Below are 17,787 nucleotides of genomic sequence, written 5' to 3' on the forward strand. Positions count from 1 at the left end.
GTCACAACCGGAAAAACCCCGAATCTGTCTCTGAGGGAGAAGTCTTGATCAACCACAGTGTCCGCACCCGCCGCTCCGCCGAGGAGTTCCCCTACGAGGAACACCTGGCCCACAAGATTGCCCGTGTCGCCGCCGACCCCGTGGATGTCCTCCCCGAGGTCGAGGAGATGATCATCAACCGGATCATCGACAACGCCTCCGTCTCCGCCGCCTCCGTCCTGCGCCGGCCCGTCACCGTGGCCCGCCGCCAGGCCGAGGCTCACCCCACCTCCGGCAAGGGCGCCAGCGTCTTCGGCCTCTCCGGCACCTACTCCGCCGAGTGGGCCGCCTGGGCCAACGGCACCGCCGTGCGCGAGCTCGACTTCCACGACACCTTCCTCGCCGAGGAGTATTCCCACCCCGGCGACAACATCCCGCCGATCCTCGCCGCGGCGCAGACCTCGGGCAAAAACGGCCGTGACCTGCTGCGCGGCGTGGCCACGGGATACGAGATCCAGGTCGACCTCGTGCGGGGCATGTGCCTGCACGCCCACAAGATCGACCACGTCGCCCACCTCGGCCCCTCGGTGGCCGCGGGCATCGGCACCCTGCTGGGCCTCGACGTCGACCGCATCTACCAGGCCATCGGCCAGGCGCTGCACACGACGACCGCCACCCGCCAGTCCCGCAAGGGCGAGATCTCGTCCTGGAAGGCCTACGCCCCGTCCTTCGCCGGAAAGATGGCCATCGAGGCCGTCGACCGCACCATGCGCGGCGAGGGCGCGCCGGCCCCGATCTGGGAGGGCGAGGACGGCGTCATCGCCTGGCTGCTGGGCGGCCCGGACCACGAGTACACCATCCCGCTTCCGGAGGAGGGTGAGGCCAAGCGCGGCATCCTGGACACCTTCACCAAGGAGCACTCCGCGGAGTACCAGGCGCAGGCCATCATCGACCTGGCCCGGCTCATGCGCGGCCGGATCGACGACCTCACGCAGGTGGACAACATCGTCCTGCAGACCTCGCACCACACCCACTACGTCATCGGCACCGGCGCCAACGACCCGCAGAAGATGGACCCGGACTCCACCCGCGAGACCCTGGACCACTCCATCATGTACATCTTCGCCGTCGCCCTCGAGGACGGCGAGTGGCACCACGAGCGCTCCTACTCCCCGGAGCGCGCGCACCGCCCCGAGACCGTCGAGCTGTGGCACAAGATCACCACGGTCGAGGATCCCGAGTGGACCCGTCGCTACCTCAGCACCGACCCGGCGGAGAAGGCGTTCGGTGGCCGGGCCATCGTCACCATGAAGGACGGCAGCGTCGTCCAGGAGGAGCTGGCCATTGCCGACGCCCACCCCCTCGGCGCCCGTCCCTTCGCCCGTGAGCAGTACGTGAACAAGTTCCGCACGCTCGCAGAGGGTGTCATCGCGCCGGAGGAGCAGGACCGCTTCCTCGCTGCCGCGGAGAACACCGCCGAGCTCACCGACCTCTCCGAGCTCAACATCACCATCGACCCGGACGTGCTGGCGAAGGCGCCCGAGACCCAGGAAGGACTCCTTTAGTCATGGCCGGGCTGTACAACTCCAGCAATCCCGCCGAGGCACGTAAGGCGTTTCGCGCGGGCCTGAACTCGGGCACGATCCAGAAGCTGCCGGGCGCCTTCTCCCCGCTGGTCGCGCGGCTGATCGAGGACATCGGCGGCTTCGAGGGTGTCTACGTCTCCGGCGCCGTGCTCGCCAACGACCTCGCCCTGCCGGACATCGGCTTGACGACGCTCACCGAGGTGGCCGCCCGCTCACGCCAGATCGCCCGCGCCACGAGCCTGCCGGTGATGGTCGACGCCGACACCGGCTTCGGCGAACCCATGTCCGCCGCCCGCACCATCTCCGAGTTCGAGGACGCCGGCCTGGCCGGTTGCCACCTCGAGGACCAGGTCAACCCCAAACGCTGCGGACACCTCGACGGTAAGGAGGTCATCCCCACCGACCTCATGGTCCGCCGGATCTCCGCGGCAGTGAAGGAGCGGCGCGACGAGAACTTCGTCATCTGCGCCCGCACCGACGCCGCCGGGGTGGAGGGCATCGACGCCGCCATCGAGCGGGCGAAAGCCTACGCCGACGCGGGCGCCGACCTCATCTTCACCGAGGCACTCTATTCGCCCGCGGACTTCGAGAAGTTCCGCAAGGCCGTCGATACGCCGTTGCTGGCCAACATGACGGAGTTCGGCAAGACCGAGCTGCTGTCCGCGGGCGAGCTCCAGGACCTGGGTTATAACGCGGTGATTTACCCGGTGACCACGCTGCGCATCGCCATGGGGGCCACGGAGGACGCGCTGCGCGACATCGCCGAGACCGGCACCCAGCGCGACTGGGTCGACCGGATGCAGCACCGCTCGCGGCTCTACGAGCTCGTGCGTTACGAGGACTACAACGAGTTCGACCAGCAGGTGTTCACCTATTCCGCCGACAGCTACCAGCCCACCTTCAACATCCCCACCAGCCCCACCAGCGATCCCTCGAGTTAAGGAGAACTCATCATGGCCGACATCAAGAAGGGTCTCGCCGGCGTCTACGCCGACACCACCAAGGTTTCCAAGGTCAACCCGGAGACGAACTCCCTGCTCTACTACGGCTACCCCGTGGACGAGCTGGCGAAGGACCGTAGGTTCGAGGAGGTGGCCTACCTCCTGTGGAACGGGGAGCTGCCCACCGCGGAGCAGCTGAGCGAGTTCCAGGATGCCGGCCGCGCGCGGCGCGGACTCGACGAGGCGACCATCGCGGTCATCGAGGCCATGCCGAAGGACTGCCACCCCATGGACGCCGTGCGCACCGCGGTCTCGTTCCTCGGCACTCTGGATCCCCAGCACTTCACGCCGAACAGCGACCACATCCGGGAGATCGGCCTGGAGCTGCTGGCCAAGCTGCCCACCATCGTCGCCCTGGACATCCGCCGGCGCCGGGGCGAGGGATACGTCGAACCCAACCCGGAGCTGGGCTACTCGGAGAACTTCCTGTGGATGGTGTTCGGCGACGGCCCGGATTCCCCGCTGAACAAGCCGGGTGACGTCGAGTGCTTCGAGAAGTCCATGATCCTCTACGCCGAGCACTCCTTCAACGCCTCGACCTCCACCGCCCGGGTGATCACCTCGACCCGCGGCGACACGTGGTCCGCGGTCACCGGCGCCATCGGCGCACTGAAGGGCCCGCTGCACGGCGGCGCCAACGAGGCGGTCATGCACAACATGATCGAGATCGATGATCCGGCCAAGGCCGAGCAGTGGGCCAAGGACAAACTCGCCGCCAAAGACGTGGTCATGGGCTTCGGGCACCGCGTCTACAAGAAGGGGGACTCCCGCGTTCCGACGATGGAGGCCGCCTTCAAGAAGCTCGCCACCGAGCACGAGGGTTCGGAGAAGTGGGTGGAGATGTACGACATCCTCGCCGAGACGATGTACGAGAACACCTCCATCAGGATCCGCCCGAACCTCGACTTCCCGGCGGGCCCGGCCTACTACCTCATGGGCTTCGACATCCCGTTCTTCACCCCGCTGTTTGTCATGGCGCGCATCACCGGATGGACCGCGCACATCATCGAGCAGTACGAGAACAACTCGCTCATCCGCCCGCTGTCCGAGTACGTCGGGCCGGACCAGCGTGAGGTTCCCGCCCGCCCGTAGTACCAGTGCATGTGCCGGCCCTCCACCACCTGTGGCTGGGCCGGTTCGTGCGTTAAGATGAAAATGCTTAGGCCCTGGATAGGGTCTCCTATGAAAGGAAGTTCTGCGTGGACACCTCCAACCTCCCGTCCTTCATCAAAGTGCTGGTCGCCAACCGCGGAGAGATCGCCGTCCGCGCCTTCCGCGCCGCGTTCGAGACCGGGGCAAAAACCGTCGCCGTGTACCCGCGCGAGGACCGAAACTCCTTCCACCGCCCCTTCGCCGACGAGGCCGTACGCATCGGCGTGGAAGGAGCGCCGGTCAAGGCGTACCTCGACATCGACGAGGTCATCCGCGCGGCCAAGGAGACCGGGGCGGACGCCATCTACCCCGGCTACGGCTTCCTCTCCGAGCGCACCGAGCTCGCCGCGGCATGTCGCGACAACGGGATCAAGTTCATCGGCCCGACCCCGGAGACCCTCGACCTCACCGGCGACAAGTCCGCGGCCGTGGAGGCCGCCCGCGAGGCCGGCCTGCCGGTGCTGCAGGACTCGAAGCCGTCCGAGGACATCGACGAGCTGGCCTGCTACTCGGAGGACTTCACCTACCCGCTGTTCGTCAAGGCGGTCGCCGGAGGCGGCGGGCGCGGGATGCGCTTCGTCGAGAAGCCCGAGGTGCTGCGCGACAGGATCGCCGAGGCCTCGCGCGAGGCCGAGGCCGCGTTCGGTGACGGCCATGTCTACCTCGAGACGGCCGTGATCAACCCGCAGCACATCGAGGTGCAGATCCTCGCCGACGCACAGGGCAACGTCATCCACCTCTACGAGCGCGACTGCTCGCTGCAGCGGCGCCACCAGAAGGTCGTGGAGATCGCCCCCGCCCAGCACATCACGGAGGAGCTGCGCGACGAGATCTGCGCCGACGCCGTGAAGTTCTGTCAGCACATCAAGTACGAGGGCGCCGGCACGGTGGAGTTCCTCGTGGATGAGCAGGGCAACCACGTCTTCATCGAGATGAACCCGCGCGTGCAGGTGGAGCACACGGTTACCGAGGAGGTCACCGGGGTGGACATCGTCAAGTCCCAGCTCTACATCGCCGCCGGCGCTTCCCTCGAGGACCTCGGCCTGCGCCAGGACGAGATCACCCTGACCGGCGCCGCGCTGCAGTGCCGCATCACCACCGAGGACCCGCACAACGGGTTCCGCCCCGACTCCGGCACCATCACCGCGTACCGCTCCCCGGGTGGTGCGGGTGTGCGTCTCGACGGATCGGTGGCCGTGGGCACGGAGATCACGCCGAACTTCGACTCGCTGCTGGTGAAGATGACCTGCCGCGGCGTGAACTTCCGCGAGGCGGTCCAGCGTTCGCTGCGCGCGCTCAACGAGTTCAACGTCGGTGGCGTGTCCACCAACATCGGCTTCCTGCGCGCGTTGCTCAAGGAGAGCGACTTCCAGAACAAACGCATCCCCACCAGCTTCATCGCCGAGCACCCGGAGATCCTCGAGGCACCGGTCGAGATCGACGAGAACGACCGCATCCTCGCTTACGTCGCCGACGTCACGGTGAACAAACCCCACGGCGCCGCCCCCACGCTGATCCAGCCGTGGCGCAAGCTCATGCACATCGAGCTGGACGAAACCGCCCCGCGCGGCTCACGCAACGACCTCCTCGAGCTCGGCCCCGCCGGTTTCGCCGAGAAGATCCGCCGGCAGAGCGCGCTGGGGATCACCGACACCACCTTCCGCGACGCCCACCAGTCCCTGCTGGCGACCCGCATCCGCACGGACACGCTCGTGCACGCCGCCGTGGCCACCGCGCAGCTCACCCCGCAGCTCTTCTCCGTGGAGGCCTGGGGCGGAGCGACCTACGACGTGGCCATGCGTTTCCTCTACGAGGACCCCTGGGCCCGGCTCGACGCGCTGCGCGAGGCCCTGCCCAACACCAACATCCAGATGCTGCTGCGCGGGCGCAACACCGTGGGTTACACGCCCTACCCGGAGTCGGTGACCACGGCGTTTGTCAACGAGGCGGCGCGGTCCGGCGTGGACATCTTCCGCATCTTCGACGCGCTCAACGACGTCTCCCAGATGCGCCCGGCCATCGACGCGGTCCTGGAGACGGGTTCCTCCGTGGCCGAGGTCGCCATGGCCTACTCCGGCAACCTCCTCGACCCGAAGGAGGACCTGTACACGCTGGACTACTACCTCAAGCTGGCCGAGGAGATCGTCGGCACCGGCGCGCACATCCTGGCCATCAAGGACATGGCCGGACTGCTGCGCCCGGCAGCGGCGAAGAAGCTGGTCACCGCCCTGCGCGCCGAGTTCGACCTGCCCATCCACATCCACACCCACGACACCGCCGGCGGCCAGCTGGCCACCTACCTCGCGGCCGCGGAGGCCGGCGCGGACGTCGTCGACGGCGCCTCCGCCCCGCTCGCCGGCACCACCTCGCAGCCCTCGCTGTCCGCCATCGTCGCGGCCTTCGCCGACACCGAGCGGGACACGGGTATCTCGCTCGCGGCGGTCTCCGAGCTGGAGCCCTACTGGGAGGGCGTGCGCCAGGTCTACGCCCCCTTCGAGTCGGGCATCCCGGGTCCCACGGGCCGGGTCTACCGGCACGAGATCCCGGGCGGTCAGCTCTCCAACCTGCGCACGCAGGCCGCGGCCCTGGGCCTGGCGGACCGGTTCGAGCTCATCGAGGACACCTACGCCGGGGTCAACGAGATCCTCGGCCGCCCGACCAAGGTGACCCCCTCCTCCAAGGTGGTGGGTGACCTCGCCCTCTCGCTCGTGGGTGCCGGCGTGGATCCGCAGACCTTCGCGGCGGATCCGCAGAAGTACGACATCCCCGACTCCGTCATCTCCTTCCTCCGCGGCGAGCTGGGAACCCCTCCCGGTGGCTGGCCGGAGATCACCGAGCGCATCCTCGCCGGCCGCGGCCAGGGCCAGCAGGCCATGGTCGAGGTACCCGCGGAGGAGGCCGACAAGCTCGTATCCGAGGATCAGGCGACCCGCCGTTCCTCACTCAACCGGCTGATGTTCCCCAAGCAGGCCGCCGAGTTCGTCGAGCACCGCCGCACCTACGGCGACCTCTCCCGCCTCGAGGACCAGCTCTTCTTCTACGGCCTCGTCGAGGGCGAGGAGTCCGTTCTGCGCACCGGGGCGCACAGCGAGTCCAGCGCGGGAATGGTGGTGCGTCTCGACGCCGTCGGCGAGCCCGACGAGAAGGGCATGCGCCGGGTCGTGCTCAACGTCAATGGTCAGATCCGCCCGCTCAAGGTGCGCGACCGCAGCGTCGAGTCGCGGGTCGCCGAGGTGCGCAAGGCCGACACCTCCCAGCCCGGCCAGGTTCCCGCCCCCTTCGCCGGCGTGGTCAACGTGACCGTTGCCGTGGGTGACGAGGTCTCCGCGGGCGATCCCGTGGCCACCATCGAGGCCATGAAGATGGAGGCCACCATCTCCGCGACGGTCACGGGCACCATCGATCAGGTCGCGCTCAACGAGGCGACTAAGGTCGAGGGCGGAGACCTGATCGTGGTGATCAGGGAGAAGTAGCCCCCGAAGAAAAGGACACCCGGACATGGGAATCATGCGGCAGGACATTGTGGAGAAGCCGTCCCGGTCGGGTGTCTTTCTTGTTGTCGAGATCGACCACACCCGGGAGGCGGAGGAGGCCGCGCGCGACACCCTCTCGCGTTTCGACGCCTTCACCAGATCCGTCGGCTTCCGGCACCCGGAGGACGGCCTCACCGCCGTGGTCGGCATCGGCGCGCGGGCCTGGGACCGCTTGTTTTCCCTGCCGCGCCCGGTGGATCTCACCGAGTTCGAGGAGATCCGGGGCGCGAAGCACGTCGCGCCGGCGACCGGGGGAGACCTGCTCATCCACCTGCGCGCCGAGCACGAGGACATGTGCTTCGAGCTCGCCCGCATCCCGCTGGACAACCTCGGCGAGGGCGCGCGGGTGACCGATGAGGTGCGGGGATTTAAGTACTTCAATCAACGTGACCTGCTGGGATTTGTCGACGGCACGGCCAACCCGCGCACCGAGCGCTCCCTCGAGGCCGTCTACATCCCTAAGGGTGAGCCCTGGGAGGGTTCGACCTATGTCACGGTGCAGCGCTACTCCCACGACCTCTCCAGCTGGAACGCGGAGACCGTGGAGGAGCAGGAGCGGGTGATAGGGAGAACAAAGCTTTCCGACGTCGCCTTCCCCGCCCACGAACGGCCCAGCAACTCGCACGTGGCGCTCAACACCGTGACGGACGAATCGGGGGAGGAGCTGAAGATCTACCGGCTGAACATGCCGTTCGGGTCGATGGCGGAGCGGACTTTCGGCACGTTCTCCATTGGATACACCCACCAGCCGGAGATCATCCGGATGATGCTGCGCAACATGTTCATCGGCCGGCCCGAGGGCAATTACGACCGGATCCTCGACTACTCCACGGCGCACACCGGGGCGACGTTCTTCGTGCCCACGTACGACTTCCTGGCGACCGCCAACAACGACGGCGTGGCCCGGCGCTAAGTTTCCGCTGGCGGTGTGACCAGCGGTTTATGCAAATTAACGATATATCGTTGACATAATAACGATAGCGATATATCGTTTAGCCAGACGCCGCGGCACCGAGTCGAGGCGCGCACACGAAAGGTTCACACTCATGCACAACAACTTCTACTTCAACGGCGGCGCCGACTTTTTCTCCGGACGTCACCTCCGACACGAGCAGCACCGTGAGTTCCCGCACCCGGGATTCGGCGGCGGCAGGGGACGCGGCGGCCGCGCCCGCCGGGGGGACCTGCGCAAGGTCATCCTCATCCTCCTCGCCGACAAACCCATGCATGGCTACGAGATCATCACCACCATCGCCGAGCGCACCGAGCAGCGCTGGGAGCCCAGCGCCGGCGCGATCTACCCGCAGCTCAGCCAGCTCGAGGATGAGGGCCTCATTCGCACCGAGCCTGTCGACGGCAAGAAGGTTGCCCACCTCACCGACGAGGGACGCGTGGCCGCCGAGGAGTTCACCGCGGAGCGCGAGCAGCTCTGGCAGGCGTATTCGCAGCCGGGGGACGAGGGGCCCCGACATGGTGGGCGAGGGCCGCGGGAACCATACGGCCGCCCTGGGTCGAGTCCGATCATCGAGGAGGCCAGACGATTTTTCGGTATTGCTTCGGATCCTGTTGATTGGCGGTCCGCGTTTGAGCGGCTGTTCAAGGCCGTTAGCGCAGTAGACGAAGACCGTCGCGACGAGGTGGTGGCCATTCTGGAACGGGCTGCCAAGGACGTCGAGAAGCTCTCCTAGGAAGAGAACAATGCCCCGGCGAGTCCACACGTGTGGACTCCCCGGGGCATTGCTGCGGCTACTTGATCTCCAGCAGGGCGACGCCCTTGTTGACCTGCTGGCCAGCCTCGACCGCCAGGCCGGTGACGGTGCCCGACTTGTGCGCCTTGACGGGGTTCTCCATCTTCATGGCCTCGAGGATGACGATGACGTCGCCTTCGGAGACCTCGGCACCCTCCTCGACGGCGACCTTGATCACGGTGCCCTGCATGGGCGCGGTGACCTGATCACCGGAGGCCGCGTTGCCCGCCCCACCCTTGGCGCGCTTGCGCTTCTTGGGTTTGGTGGCGCCGCCGCTCACGCCGAAGCCGGCGGGCAGGGCGATCTCGATGCGTCGGCCGGCGACCTCGACGACAAACTTCTGCTTCGGGGCGGGCTCGTTCTCGTCGATGTCGGCGGGGTCGACGTAGGGGGCGAGCTCGTTCTTCCACTCCTCCTCGATCCACCGGGTGTAGACGTCGAAGCCGTTCTCGTCGCCCACGAAGGCGGGGTCCTCGATGACCGCGCGGTGGAAGGGGATGACCGTGGGCATGCCCTCGACGCGGAACTCGGCGAGTGCGCGGCGGGAGCGCTCCAGCGCCTCCTGCCGGGTCTCGCCGGTGACGATGAGCTTGGCCAGCATGGAGTCGAACTGCCCGCCGATGACGGAACCCTGGCGCACGCCGGAATCGACACGCACGCCGGGGCCGGTCGGCTCGGAGTAGGCGGTGACGGTGCCCGGCGCGGGCATGAAGCCGGCGGCGGCGTCCTCGCCGTTGATGCGGAACTCGAAGGAGTGGCCCCGGGCCTCCGGATCCTCGCTGAGACGCAGCTGCTGGCCCTCGGCGATGCGGAACTGCTCCCGCACGAGGTCGATGCCGGCGGTCTGCTCGGTGACGGGGTGCTCGACCTGCAGGCGGGTGTTGACCTCGAGGAAGGAGATCAGGCCGTCGGATCCGACGAGGTACTCCACCGTGCCGGCGCCGTAGTAACCGGCGGCGCGGCAGATGTCCTTGGCGGAGGAGTGGATGCGCTCGCGCTGCTCGTCGGTGAGGAACGGGGCAGGCGCCTCCTCGACGAGCTTCTGGAAACGCCGCTGCAGCGAACAGTCGCGGGTGCCCACGACAACGACGTTGCCGTGCTGGTCCGCCAGCACCTGGGCCTCGACGTGTCGCGCCTTGTCCAGGTAACGCTCGACGAAGCACTCGCCGCGCCCGAAGGCGGCGACGGCCTCGCGGGTGGCGGACTCGAAGAGCTCAGCGACCTCGCCGCGCTCGTAGGCGACCTTCATGCCACGTCCGCCGCCACCGAAGGCTGCCTTGATGGCGATGGGCAGGCCGTGCTCGTCGGCGAAGGCCTCGACCTCGGAGGCGTCGGCCACCGGGTCCTTGGTGCCCGGGGCCATGGGTGCGCCGGCCCGCTCCGCGATGTGGCGGGCCGTGACCTTGTCGCCGAGGTCGGCAATGGCCTTCGGCGGGGGGCCGATCCAGATGAGGCCGGCGTCGATGACGGCCTGGGCGAAGTCGGCGTTCTCCGAGAGGAAGCCGTAGCCGGGGTGGATCGCGTCGGCGCCGGAGCGCTGGGCGGCGTCGAGGATCTTGTCAAAGTTCAGGTAGGACTCGGCCGAGGTCTGCCCGCCGAGGGCGAAGGCCTCGTCGGCGAATTCGACGAACGGGGCGTCCGCATCCGGCTCGGCGTACACCGCGACCGAGGCCAGGCCGGCGTCCTTGGCGGCGCGGAACACACGCACGGCGATCTCGCCGCGGTTCGCCACCAGCACCTTGGTGATCTTCTTCGTCTCAACAGCCACTTACGTAACCCTCCTGGGATCCCCGGCAGCGAACCTGCTGTCGCCGGTGAAGGTGTCCACTACTCAATTGGTTGGCCCACCTCCTGGTGGAGGCGGGGGAATTGCTCTGTCACTGCGCGCACGGGCATGTGCGGCGCAAGGACCTCACTGATGTACATCGCTATAACCTACGATAGCGTAACAATAGCCAGGTTTGGCGCGCAAAATGATTTCGGGCCAGATTTTCCGTCGGGTGAAACCATTCAAAACACACTCATGGTAACCGACACTAGAACCGACGAAGCCGTCAACGGGCAGGCAGGGTCTTCGTGTACAGGGTGTTCCCCCGGGTGGTGATCAGGCTGACTCTGAGCTCCCTGCTCTCCGCGTCGATGTTGACCTCGCCGAAGTGCTGGATCTCATCGAGCGGGGACTGGTTCGGGTGCTCCGGGCCGTGGACAAAGTCCACGCGCGGCCCGAAGGTCGGGTCCATCTTGTTCGGCCCGAACGCGCCGGCGTTGAGCGGGCCGGCGACAAACTCCCAGAACGGGGAGAAGTCCTGGATGGCCGCGCGATCCGGGTGGTACTCGTGGGCGGCGCAGTAGTGCACGTCGGCGGTCAGCCAGACGATGTTGGGCACGTCCTTCAGCGCGGCGAGGACGGTGGCCAGCTCCGCCTCACGGCCGACCGGCGCACCCGGGGTGCCGGAGGAGACGCTCTCCTGCTCCTCGCCGTCGGGGACGATGATGCCCAGCGGAAGGTCGTTGGCGATGACCTTCCATGTGGCAGTGGAGTGGGTGACGGCGTCGATGAGCCAGTCGCGCTGGGCGCCCCCGAGGATCCAGCCCGCCTCGGTGTTGCCGGCGGTGTGGCGGGAATTCGAATCCTTGTAGCTGCGCATGTCGAGGGCGAAGATGTCGAGAAGCGGCCCATAGGAGACCTTGCGGTAGACCCGCCCGTCGACGGTCATCTGCTCGTCGACCGGCTGCCACTCCTTGAACGCCCGGTAGCCGCGGGCGGCCAGGACGTCGGCGTTGCGCTCGGTATAGCGCTCGTCCGTGATGATCTCGCCCGGGTACCAGTTGTTGGTGGTCTCGTGGTCGTCCCACTGGACAATCTGGGGCACCTTGGCGTTGAAGGCCCGGTAGTTCTCGTCCAGGAGGTTGTAGGCGTAGTTGCCGCGGAAATCATCCAGAGTCTCGGCGACGTGGGACTTGGCCTCCGTGGTGACGTTGCGCCACACCCGGCCGTCCTTCAGCGGGACCTCGGCCTCGATGGGGCCGTCGGCGTAGATGACGTCGCCGGAGTGCAGAAAGAAGTGGGGGTCGCGCGCGGCCATGGCGCTCCACCCGATCATGCCGCCCAGGTCCGGGTTGATGCCGTAGCCCTGTCCCGCGACGTCCGCGGACCAATGGAAGCGGATGTCCGCGGCCTCGGCGGGGGCGGTGCGGAAGACGCCGTCGACGGGCTCGGAGCGGATCCCGGTGTAGAGATCCTCCAGGTGGACGCGGTAGTGGATGTCCTGGCCCGCAGGCAGTCCGGTCAGCCGGAGACTGCCGGTGCCGTCGGTGTCCGGGCTGAGCACCGCGGCGGAGCGGAAGACCTGCGGGTTGGCGAAGGACTCGGTGGCGGAGGTGCTCACCACCATGCGGGCGGGCCGGTCGGAACGGGTCCAGATGGTGGCGCCGTCGATACGCATGTCTCCGGAGGCGACTCCGTGGGTGATCGCGGGGCGGTTGAGCAGGAGGCCGGGGGAGAGGGAGGAACCGCCGGACAACGACGAGGTGACGGAGCTTTGGGCCGATGCGGAGGGCAGGATGAGGCCGCTGGCGAGGGTGAGGCCGGAGGCGGCGAGGAAGCCGCGGCGAGAAAGAGCCATGAGCAGGAAACTCCTAGGAAAGGGGAGAGCAACCTGCTTGAGGCTAAAGGTGTGACATCGCTAGCTCATGAACCTGAGTTGAACAGGTCTGGAACTCAGTTGCCACGCGCGATCGGGGCGCGCACCGCGTTGCCCCACTCGGCCCACGAGCCGTCGTAGTTGCGCACCCGGGAGAATCCCAGCACGTACTTGAGAATGAACCAGGTGTGCGCAGAACGGTCGCCGAGCAGGCAGTACACCAGGGTGTCGGCCTCGGGGTCGAGGTCGGCGTAGCGCTGGCGGATGTCGTCGACCTTGCGGAATCGTGCGTTGGCGTAGACCGACTCGCCCCAGGGGATGCTCACCGCACCCGGGATGTGGCCGGTGCGCAGGACACCGGGGGCGATGGCTGATTCCGGCCCCAGGGCGTCGCGGCCGATGTACTCGTCCTGCTCACGCACGTCGATGATCTGCAGTTCGGAGCCGAGGGCCTCACGGATCTCGGGGGCGAAGACCCGGTGGGTGGTGTCGTCTCTCTCGACGACGGGGTAGCCGGTCGAGGTGTAGTCGGGGACCTCGAAGGACGTGTCGCGTTCCTCGCCCATCCAGGCGTCGCGGCCGCCGTCGAGAAGCCGGACGTCCTCGTGGCCGAAGAGCTCGAACACCCACAGGGTGTACGCGGCCCACCAGTTGGACTTGTCGCCGTAGATCACCACGGTGTCGTCGCGGGCGATGCCCTTGGCGTCCATGAGGGCTGCGAAGGCCTCGCCGTCGATAAAGTCGCGGGTGACGGGGTCATTGAGGTCGGCTGCCCAGTCGATGCGCACCGCGCCGGGGATGTGGCCGATGTTGTACAGCAGGGAGTCCTCGTCCGACTCGACGACCTTGAGTCCGGGTGTGCCCAGGCGAGCGGAGAGCCAGGCGGCGGAGACGATGCGATGGGGGTGCGCGAAGCCCGCTTCGGTGGAGGAGGGGTCAAAATCAATGGCCACGATGACGGTACCTGGGCACCTTTCTGCCCGGAGGTGGGCGTGATGGGCGAAACTGCGTCCACGATACCCGGCACCGGGGAAGTTGCTCACGTGACGGGGTGGAAAGTGGCGTTCATCACTGGACTGGGCCAGTGCCGGTCGTGCGCTAGATTCAGACGGATCACCGACCAGCACCTCCCCGGGAAGAAAGGCAGGCCCGTGACCTCTCGCCCAGCGCCCGAAGCCGCGAGCCGTCTGCAGATGTGGACGATGTATCTCGGCGGGTTCATCGGGCCCTTCGCCGGGCAGTCCCTGGCCGTCATCCTCCCCGTCGTCGCGGGAACGTTCGCGATCTCGCTGGAGCAGGCGGCGCTGACGATGTCGGTGTACCTCGTGCCCTTCGCCACGGTCATGCTCGTGTCCACCCGCCTCGTGCGTTCGCTGCGCCCGCGCCGGGTCATCCTCGCCGCCTACGCGGTGACCATCCCCTGCACCCTCGTGGTGATTCTCACGCCGTACTGGTGGCTCTTCGCGGTCGCGTTCGCGCTGATGGGGATCGCCAACGCCTTCACCATGCCCGTGTTCCAGGTGATGATCCGCCAGCTCGTGCCGCCCTCCCGCCTGGGTTCCGCGTTGGGCACCTACGCGGCGATGCAGTCCTTCGGCATGCTGTTCGCGCCGGTCGTCGCGGGTCTTGCCGCCGCGGTGCACTGGCAGCTGATGTTCCTGGTGGTGCTCGTAGCCGCGGTGTGGGTCGTGCTCGTGGGGCTGCCGGACACCCCGCCGCCCGTGCTCGCGGACCGGCAGATCAGCGGCCGCATCCGCTGGGGCGCGACCGTCGTGCACATGCTCACCTGCCTGGCCATCGGACTGGGCCTGATCGGCGCGGGCATGCTGGTGGCGCTCATCGTCGGCGAAAGATTCGGACTGGATCCCTTCGGCCGCGGGCTGGTGGTGATGTGTGGCGGCCTCAGCGCGTTCTTCCTCTCGCGCCGGATAGGAAAGCTTGCCGACGCCCGTGGCCCCCGCCCCGTCCTGCTCGGCAGTCTGCTGGTCGGTGCCGCGGCGACGGCGTTAATCCCCGTGGCCCCCATGGTCTGGCTGGTCGCGGTGTGCTGGGCGCTGGCTATCCTCGCCGCGCAGGGCCTGCAGATGACGGTCAACCTCATCGTGCTCGGCTCACCGGGCGGATCGAGCCTGCTCTCCAGCGTGCAGGCCTTCCGTTTCTACGGGGCCGCGCTGACGCCGCTGGTGGTGCTCCCGGTCTTCCTGGAGTCGCACCACCTGGCGTTCTGGTCCATCTCCGCCGGCCTGTTGGGCATCCTCGGCCTGCAGGCGTGGTCTGGCGCTAGAGCGAGGGGTTGATCTCAGGCGTCGAGAAGCTTCTCCACACTCGCCGGATCCGCGTCGGAGAGCATCTGCCGGCAGCGGTCGTACTCGTCGTTCTCGCCGATGGCCCGAGCGGCGAGCGCGAGGGTGGCGATGGCACGCAGCACGCCCTGGTTGGGCTCGTGGGTGAAGGGCACAGGGCCCCAGCCCTTCCACCCGTTGGCGCGCAGACGATCCAGCGAGCGGTGGTAACCGGTGCGTGCGAAGGCGTAGGTGGCGAGCTTGTCCTCGTCGGACTCTGCCGCGGCCAGCGCGGTCTCGGCGCGCACGGCCCAGGCCAGGGGAGATTGCGGGTGTGCGATGAGCGTGGCGGGGTCGGTGAGATCCTTGCCCGCCGCGGGATCCTGCGGGAGTTCGACGGGGGCGGGGGCGAGCATGTCGTTGATGTCCATGCCCGCCACCTTAATCAGAAGAGCGCATCTCGACGGTCGATCCCGGCGTCAGCGCCTCCGGCATCCCGTCCCCAAAAATCCGACACATCCAGGCCGAACGAATACAGCGCGCGCCGGACCAGCGGCAGGGACAGGCCGATGACGGAGGAGGGGTCGCCCTCGATGCGGTCGATGAACCAGCCGCCGAGCGCCTCCAGCGTGAAGGCACCCGCGCACTCCAGGGGCTCTCCGGTCCGGGTGTAGGCCTCGATGTCGTTGTCGGAGGCGGCGGCGAAGTCGATGCGGGTCGCGCCGGTGTCCACGAAGGACTCCCCGCGGAAGGTGATGCAGTGGCCGGTGAGCAGCTCGGCGCTGCGGCCGGCCTGCTGGTGCCACCTGTCGACGGTGGCCTCAGGGGTGTGCGGCTTACCCTGCAGGTGGCCGTCGATAAGCAGCAGGGAATCGCAGCCGATGACGACATCGTCGGGGAAGTCCGGGGAGATCGCCGCGGCCTTGGCCACGGCCAGTGCCTGCACGGTCTCGCGGGGATCGGTGTGCGCGGCCTCGATGGCGCGCTCGTCGACGTGTGCCGGGCGCACGACCGGTTCCACGCCCGCGGAGCGGAGGATGGCCAGGCGCGACGGCGACTGGGAGGCGAGGACTATCCGGGGCATCTAGTAAAACGAGACGTTGCGGAACGCGTTGGGGTTGAACACCGTGTCGCGGTGCGGCATCTCACGCCGGCCCCACAGGTTGCGCACGGAGTCCGACCCGGAGCGCGCCTCGGCGGCGAGGGTGGACAGCACGGCGGTGAGGGCGGCGATCTCCGTGTCGGTGGGGTTGCCCTTGGTCACCGTGAACAGGGGGTTGGGGTCGGTCATGGTGTTCCTCATTCCTACAGGGGGATGTTCCCGTGTTTCTTGGGGCGACGGGTGATGACCTTGCGGTCGAGCAGGCGCAGGCCCTCCACGAGGTGCGATCGGGTGGCCGACGGCTCGATGACCGTGTCGACCAGGCCGGACTCGGCGGCGAGGTAGGGCGTGAGGTTGTCGGCCGCCCAGTCCTCGGCCTCGGCGTCGTCCCCGTGGAGCGCGGTGGTGGCGGTGATCGCGTCGGCCGCGGCGATCTGCGCGGTGGGCCAGGCGTAGACGAGGTCGGCGCCCGTGCTCTTGGAGCCCATGACCACGTAGGCGATGCCCAGGGCCTTGCGGGTGATGAGCGTGATCTTGCCCACCGTGGCCTCGGAGTACGCGTAGGCCAACTGTGCGGCGGAGCGCGTCACGCCGGCGTGCTCCTGCTCGATGGCGGGCAGGAATCCGGGGGAGTCAACGACCTCGATGATCGCCAGGTTGAAGGCGTCGCAGAGGCGGATGAACCGCGCGGCCTTGGTGGCGGCGGCCGCGTCGAGGCAGCCGGCGAGTTCGGTGGGCTGGTTGGCGACAATGCCCACCGCCCGGCCCTCCACGCGGGCGAACCCGGTGACGGCATTGGGGGCGAAGTTCTCCTGGACCTGACGCAGGACGCCGTCGTCGACGATGCGGGTGAGCACGTCGATGACGTCGTAGGCCTGCGCGTCGGTGTCCGGGATGAGGTTGTCCAGCTCGCGGTCGAGATCGCGCAGTTCCGTCTCGGCGGGCGCTCCCGTGCGCGGGGCCTCGGAGAGGTTGTTGACGGGCAGGTAGGAAAGCACCTCGCGGACCAGCGCGATTGCGTCCGAGTCGGTGGCCGCGGTGAGGTGTGCAAGGCCCGTGGTGGCGGAGTGGATCTGCGCGCCACCCAGCTCCGGGCCGGTGGTGGCGGTGCCGCCGACGGAGGAGACGACGTCCTCGTCGACCAGGTTGAGCGAGGAACCCTCCACCTGCACGACGAGGTCAGCGAAGGCGGGGGCGACGCTGCCCAGGCCCACGTTGCGGCCAGTGATCACGGAGATCTGCGGCACCAGGCCGGAAACGAGCGAGGCGGCCTCGAAGAGCTTGGCGTACATGTTCAGCGCGGCGATGCCCTCGATGACGCGGGTGCCGGTGGAGGAGTGGATGCCCACAACGGGGACACCGGTTTTGGCCGCGAGGTCGTATATCTTGAGGATCTTCTCACCGTAGACCTCGCCGAGGGCGCCCTCGAAGATCGAGTCGTCCTGGGAGTACACGCAGACGCGGCGCCCGTCGACGGTGCCGTAGCCGGTGACCACGCCATCCGTGGCTGGGCGGTTGCGCTCCATGTCGCCCTCGGTGACGCGGTGGCGGGCCAAGGCGTCGGTCTCCACGAAGGTGCCCTCGTCGAACAAAGCGACGGCGCGCTCGCGCGCGGTCCGGGAGCCGGCGGCGTGGATCTCCTCCACTATGTCCTGGCCGAGCGGTGCTTGGGCCTCGCTCAGGCGTGCCCTCAGATCGGCGATCCTGCCGGAGGTCGTGGTCAGATCTGGTGTCGCGTCGGTCATGGGTGCCTAGTCTAA

General features: G+C 68.0%; 14 protein-coding genes. 7 read left to right on the plus strand and 7 right to left on the minus strand.

Going from position 1 to position 17,787, the window contains the following annotated elements:
- Window positions 1-44: 44 nt before the first annotated feature.
- From prpD to CDOO_RS03350, 6 genes are all read left to right on the plus strand, one after another.
- The gene (prpD, locus tag CDOO_RS03325) at window positions 45-1,544 is read left to right on the plus strand and encodes a 2-methylcitrate dehydratase PrpD (protein ID WP_018021168.1); all 1,500 of its coding nucleotides are present in this window, start codon (window positions 45-47) and stop codon (window positions 1,542-1,544) included.
- Between the two features lie 2 nt (window positions 1,545-1,546).
- Window positions 1,547-2,506 (plus strand): methylisocitrate lyase, encoded by a 960-nt coding sequence (gene prpB, locus CDOO_RS03330; RefSeq protein WP_018021167.1) that lies wholly within the window; start codon window positions 1,547-1,549, stop codon window positions 2,504-2,506.
- A 12-nt stretch (window positions 2,507-2,518) separates the two neighbouring features.
- A complete protein-coding gene (locus tag CDOO_RS03335) occupies window positions 2,519-3,658 on the plus strand; it encodes a bifunctional 2-methylcitrate synthase/citrate synthase (RefSeq protein ID WP_018021166.1) in 1,140 nt (379 codons plus the stop codon).
- A 107-nt stretch (window positions 3,659-3,765) separates the two neighbouring features.
- Window positions 3,766-7,191: a pyruvate carboxylase gene (locus tag CDOO_RS03340; RefSeq protein ID WP_018021165.1), complete on the plus strand. Its 3,426-nt coding sequence runs from the start codon at window positions 3,766-3,768 to the stop codon at window positions 7,189-7,191.
- 25 nt (window positions 7,192-7,216) lie between these two features.
- Window positions 7,217-8,164, plus strand: coding sequence for a Dyp-type peroxidase (locus CDOO_RS03345; protein ID WP_018021164.1), 948 nt, complete (start codon window positions 7,217-7,219; stop codon window positions 8,162-8,164).
- A gap of 133 nt (window positions 8,165-8,297) precedes the next feature.
- A complete protein-coding gene (locus CDOO_RS03350) occupies window positions 8,298-8,939 on the plus strand; it encodes a PadR family transcriptional regulator (RefSeq protein ID WP_018021163.1) in 642 nt (213 codons plus the stop codon).
- Between the two features lie 58 nt (window positions 8,940-8,997).
- Here CDOO_RS03350 and CDOO_RS03355 read toward each other — a convergent pair whose 3' ends face one another.
- The 3 genes from CDOO_RS03355 to CDOO_RS03365 form a co-directional block, all read right to left on the minus strand.
- Window positions 8,998-10,767 carry an acetyl-CoA carboxylase biotin carboxylase subunit gene (locus CDOO_RS03355; RefSeq protein WP_018021162.1) on the minus strand — a complete coding sequence of 590 codons (1,770 nt, stop codon included), beginning with the start codon at window positions 10,765-10,767 and terminating at the stop codon, window positions 8,998-9,000.
- Between the two features lie 286 nt (window positions 10,768-11,053).
- Complete coding sequence (locus CDOO_RS03360; RefSeq protein ID WP_018021161.1) at window positions 11,054-12,625, minus strand: alkaline phosphatase D family protein; 1,572 nt, start codon at window positions 12,623-12,625, stop codon at window positions 11,054-11,056.
- Between the two features lie 95 nt (window positions 12,626-12,720).
- A complete protein-coding gene (locus CDOO_RS03365; protein WP_018021160.1) occupies window positions 12,721-13,596 on the minus strand; it encodes a sulfurtransferase in 876 nt (291 codons plus the stop codon).
- A 249-nt stretch (window positions 13,597-13,845) separates the two neighbouring features.
- Between CDOO_RS03365 and CDOO_RS03370 the strand changes: the two genes are divergently transcribed.
- On the plus strand, window positions 13,846-14,940 hold the full coding sequence (locus CDOO_RS03370) for an MFS transporter (protein ID WP_018021159.1): 1,095 nt from the start codon (window positions 13,846-13,848) through the stop codon (window positions 14,938-14,940).
- A gap of 2 nt (window positions 14,941-14,942) precedes the next feature.
- Here CDOO_RS03370 and CDOO_RS03375 read toward each other — a convergent pair whose 3' ends face one another.
- Genes CDOO_RS03375 through CDOO_RS03390 form a run of 4 tightly spaced genes read right to left on the minus strand, consistent with a single transcriptional unit; the run spans window position 14,943 to window position 17,772 of the window.
- Window positions 14,943-15,356 carry a DUF3151 domain-containing protein gene (locus tag CDOO_RS03375; protein WP_018021158.1) on the minus strand — a complete coding sequence of 138 codons (414 nt, stop codon included), beginning with the start codon at window positions 15,354-15,356 and terminating at the stop codon, window positions 14,943-14,945.
- 14 nt (window positions 15,357-15,370) lie between these two features.
- Window positions 15,371-16,009 (minus strand): Maf family protein, encoded by a 639-nt coding sequence (locus tag CDOO_RS03380; protein ID WP_018021157.1) that lies wholly within the window; start codon window positions 16,007-16,009, stop codon window positions 15,371-15,373.
- Entirely contained in the window at window positions 16,010-16,216 is a 207-nt protein-coding gene (locus CDOO_RS03385; RefSeq protein WP_018021156.1) for an acyl-CoA carboxylase subunit epsilon, read from the minus strand.
- Between the two features lie 14 nt (window positions 16,217-16,230).
- Window positions 16,231-17,772: an acyl-CoA carboxylase subunit beta gene (locus CDOO_RS03390; RefSeq protein WP_018021155.1), complete on the minus strand. Its 1,542-nt coding sequence runs from the start codon at window positions 17,770-17,772 to the stop codon at window positions 16,231-16,233.
- Window positions 17,773-17,787 lie beyond the last annotated feature (15 nt).

Source organism: Corynebacterium doosanense CAU 212 = DSM 45436 (assembly GCF_000767055.1).
In the GTDB taxonomy this organism is placed as follows: Bacteria; Actinomycetota; Actinomycetes; order Mycobacteriales; family Mycobacteriaceae; genus Corynebacterium; species Corynebacterium doosanense.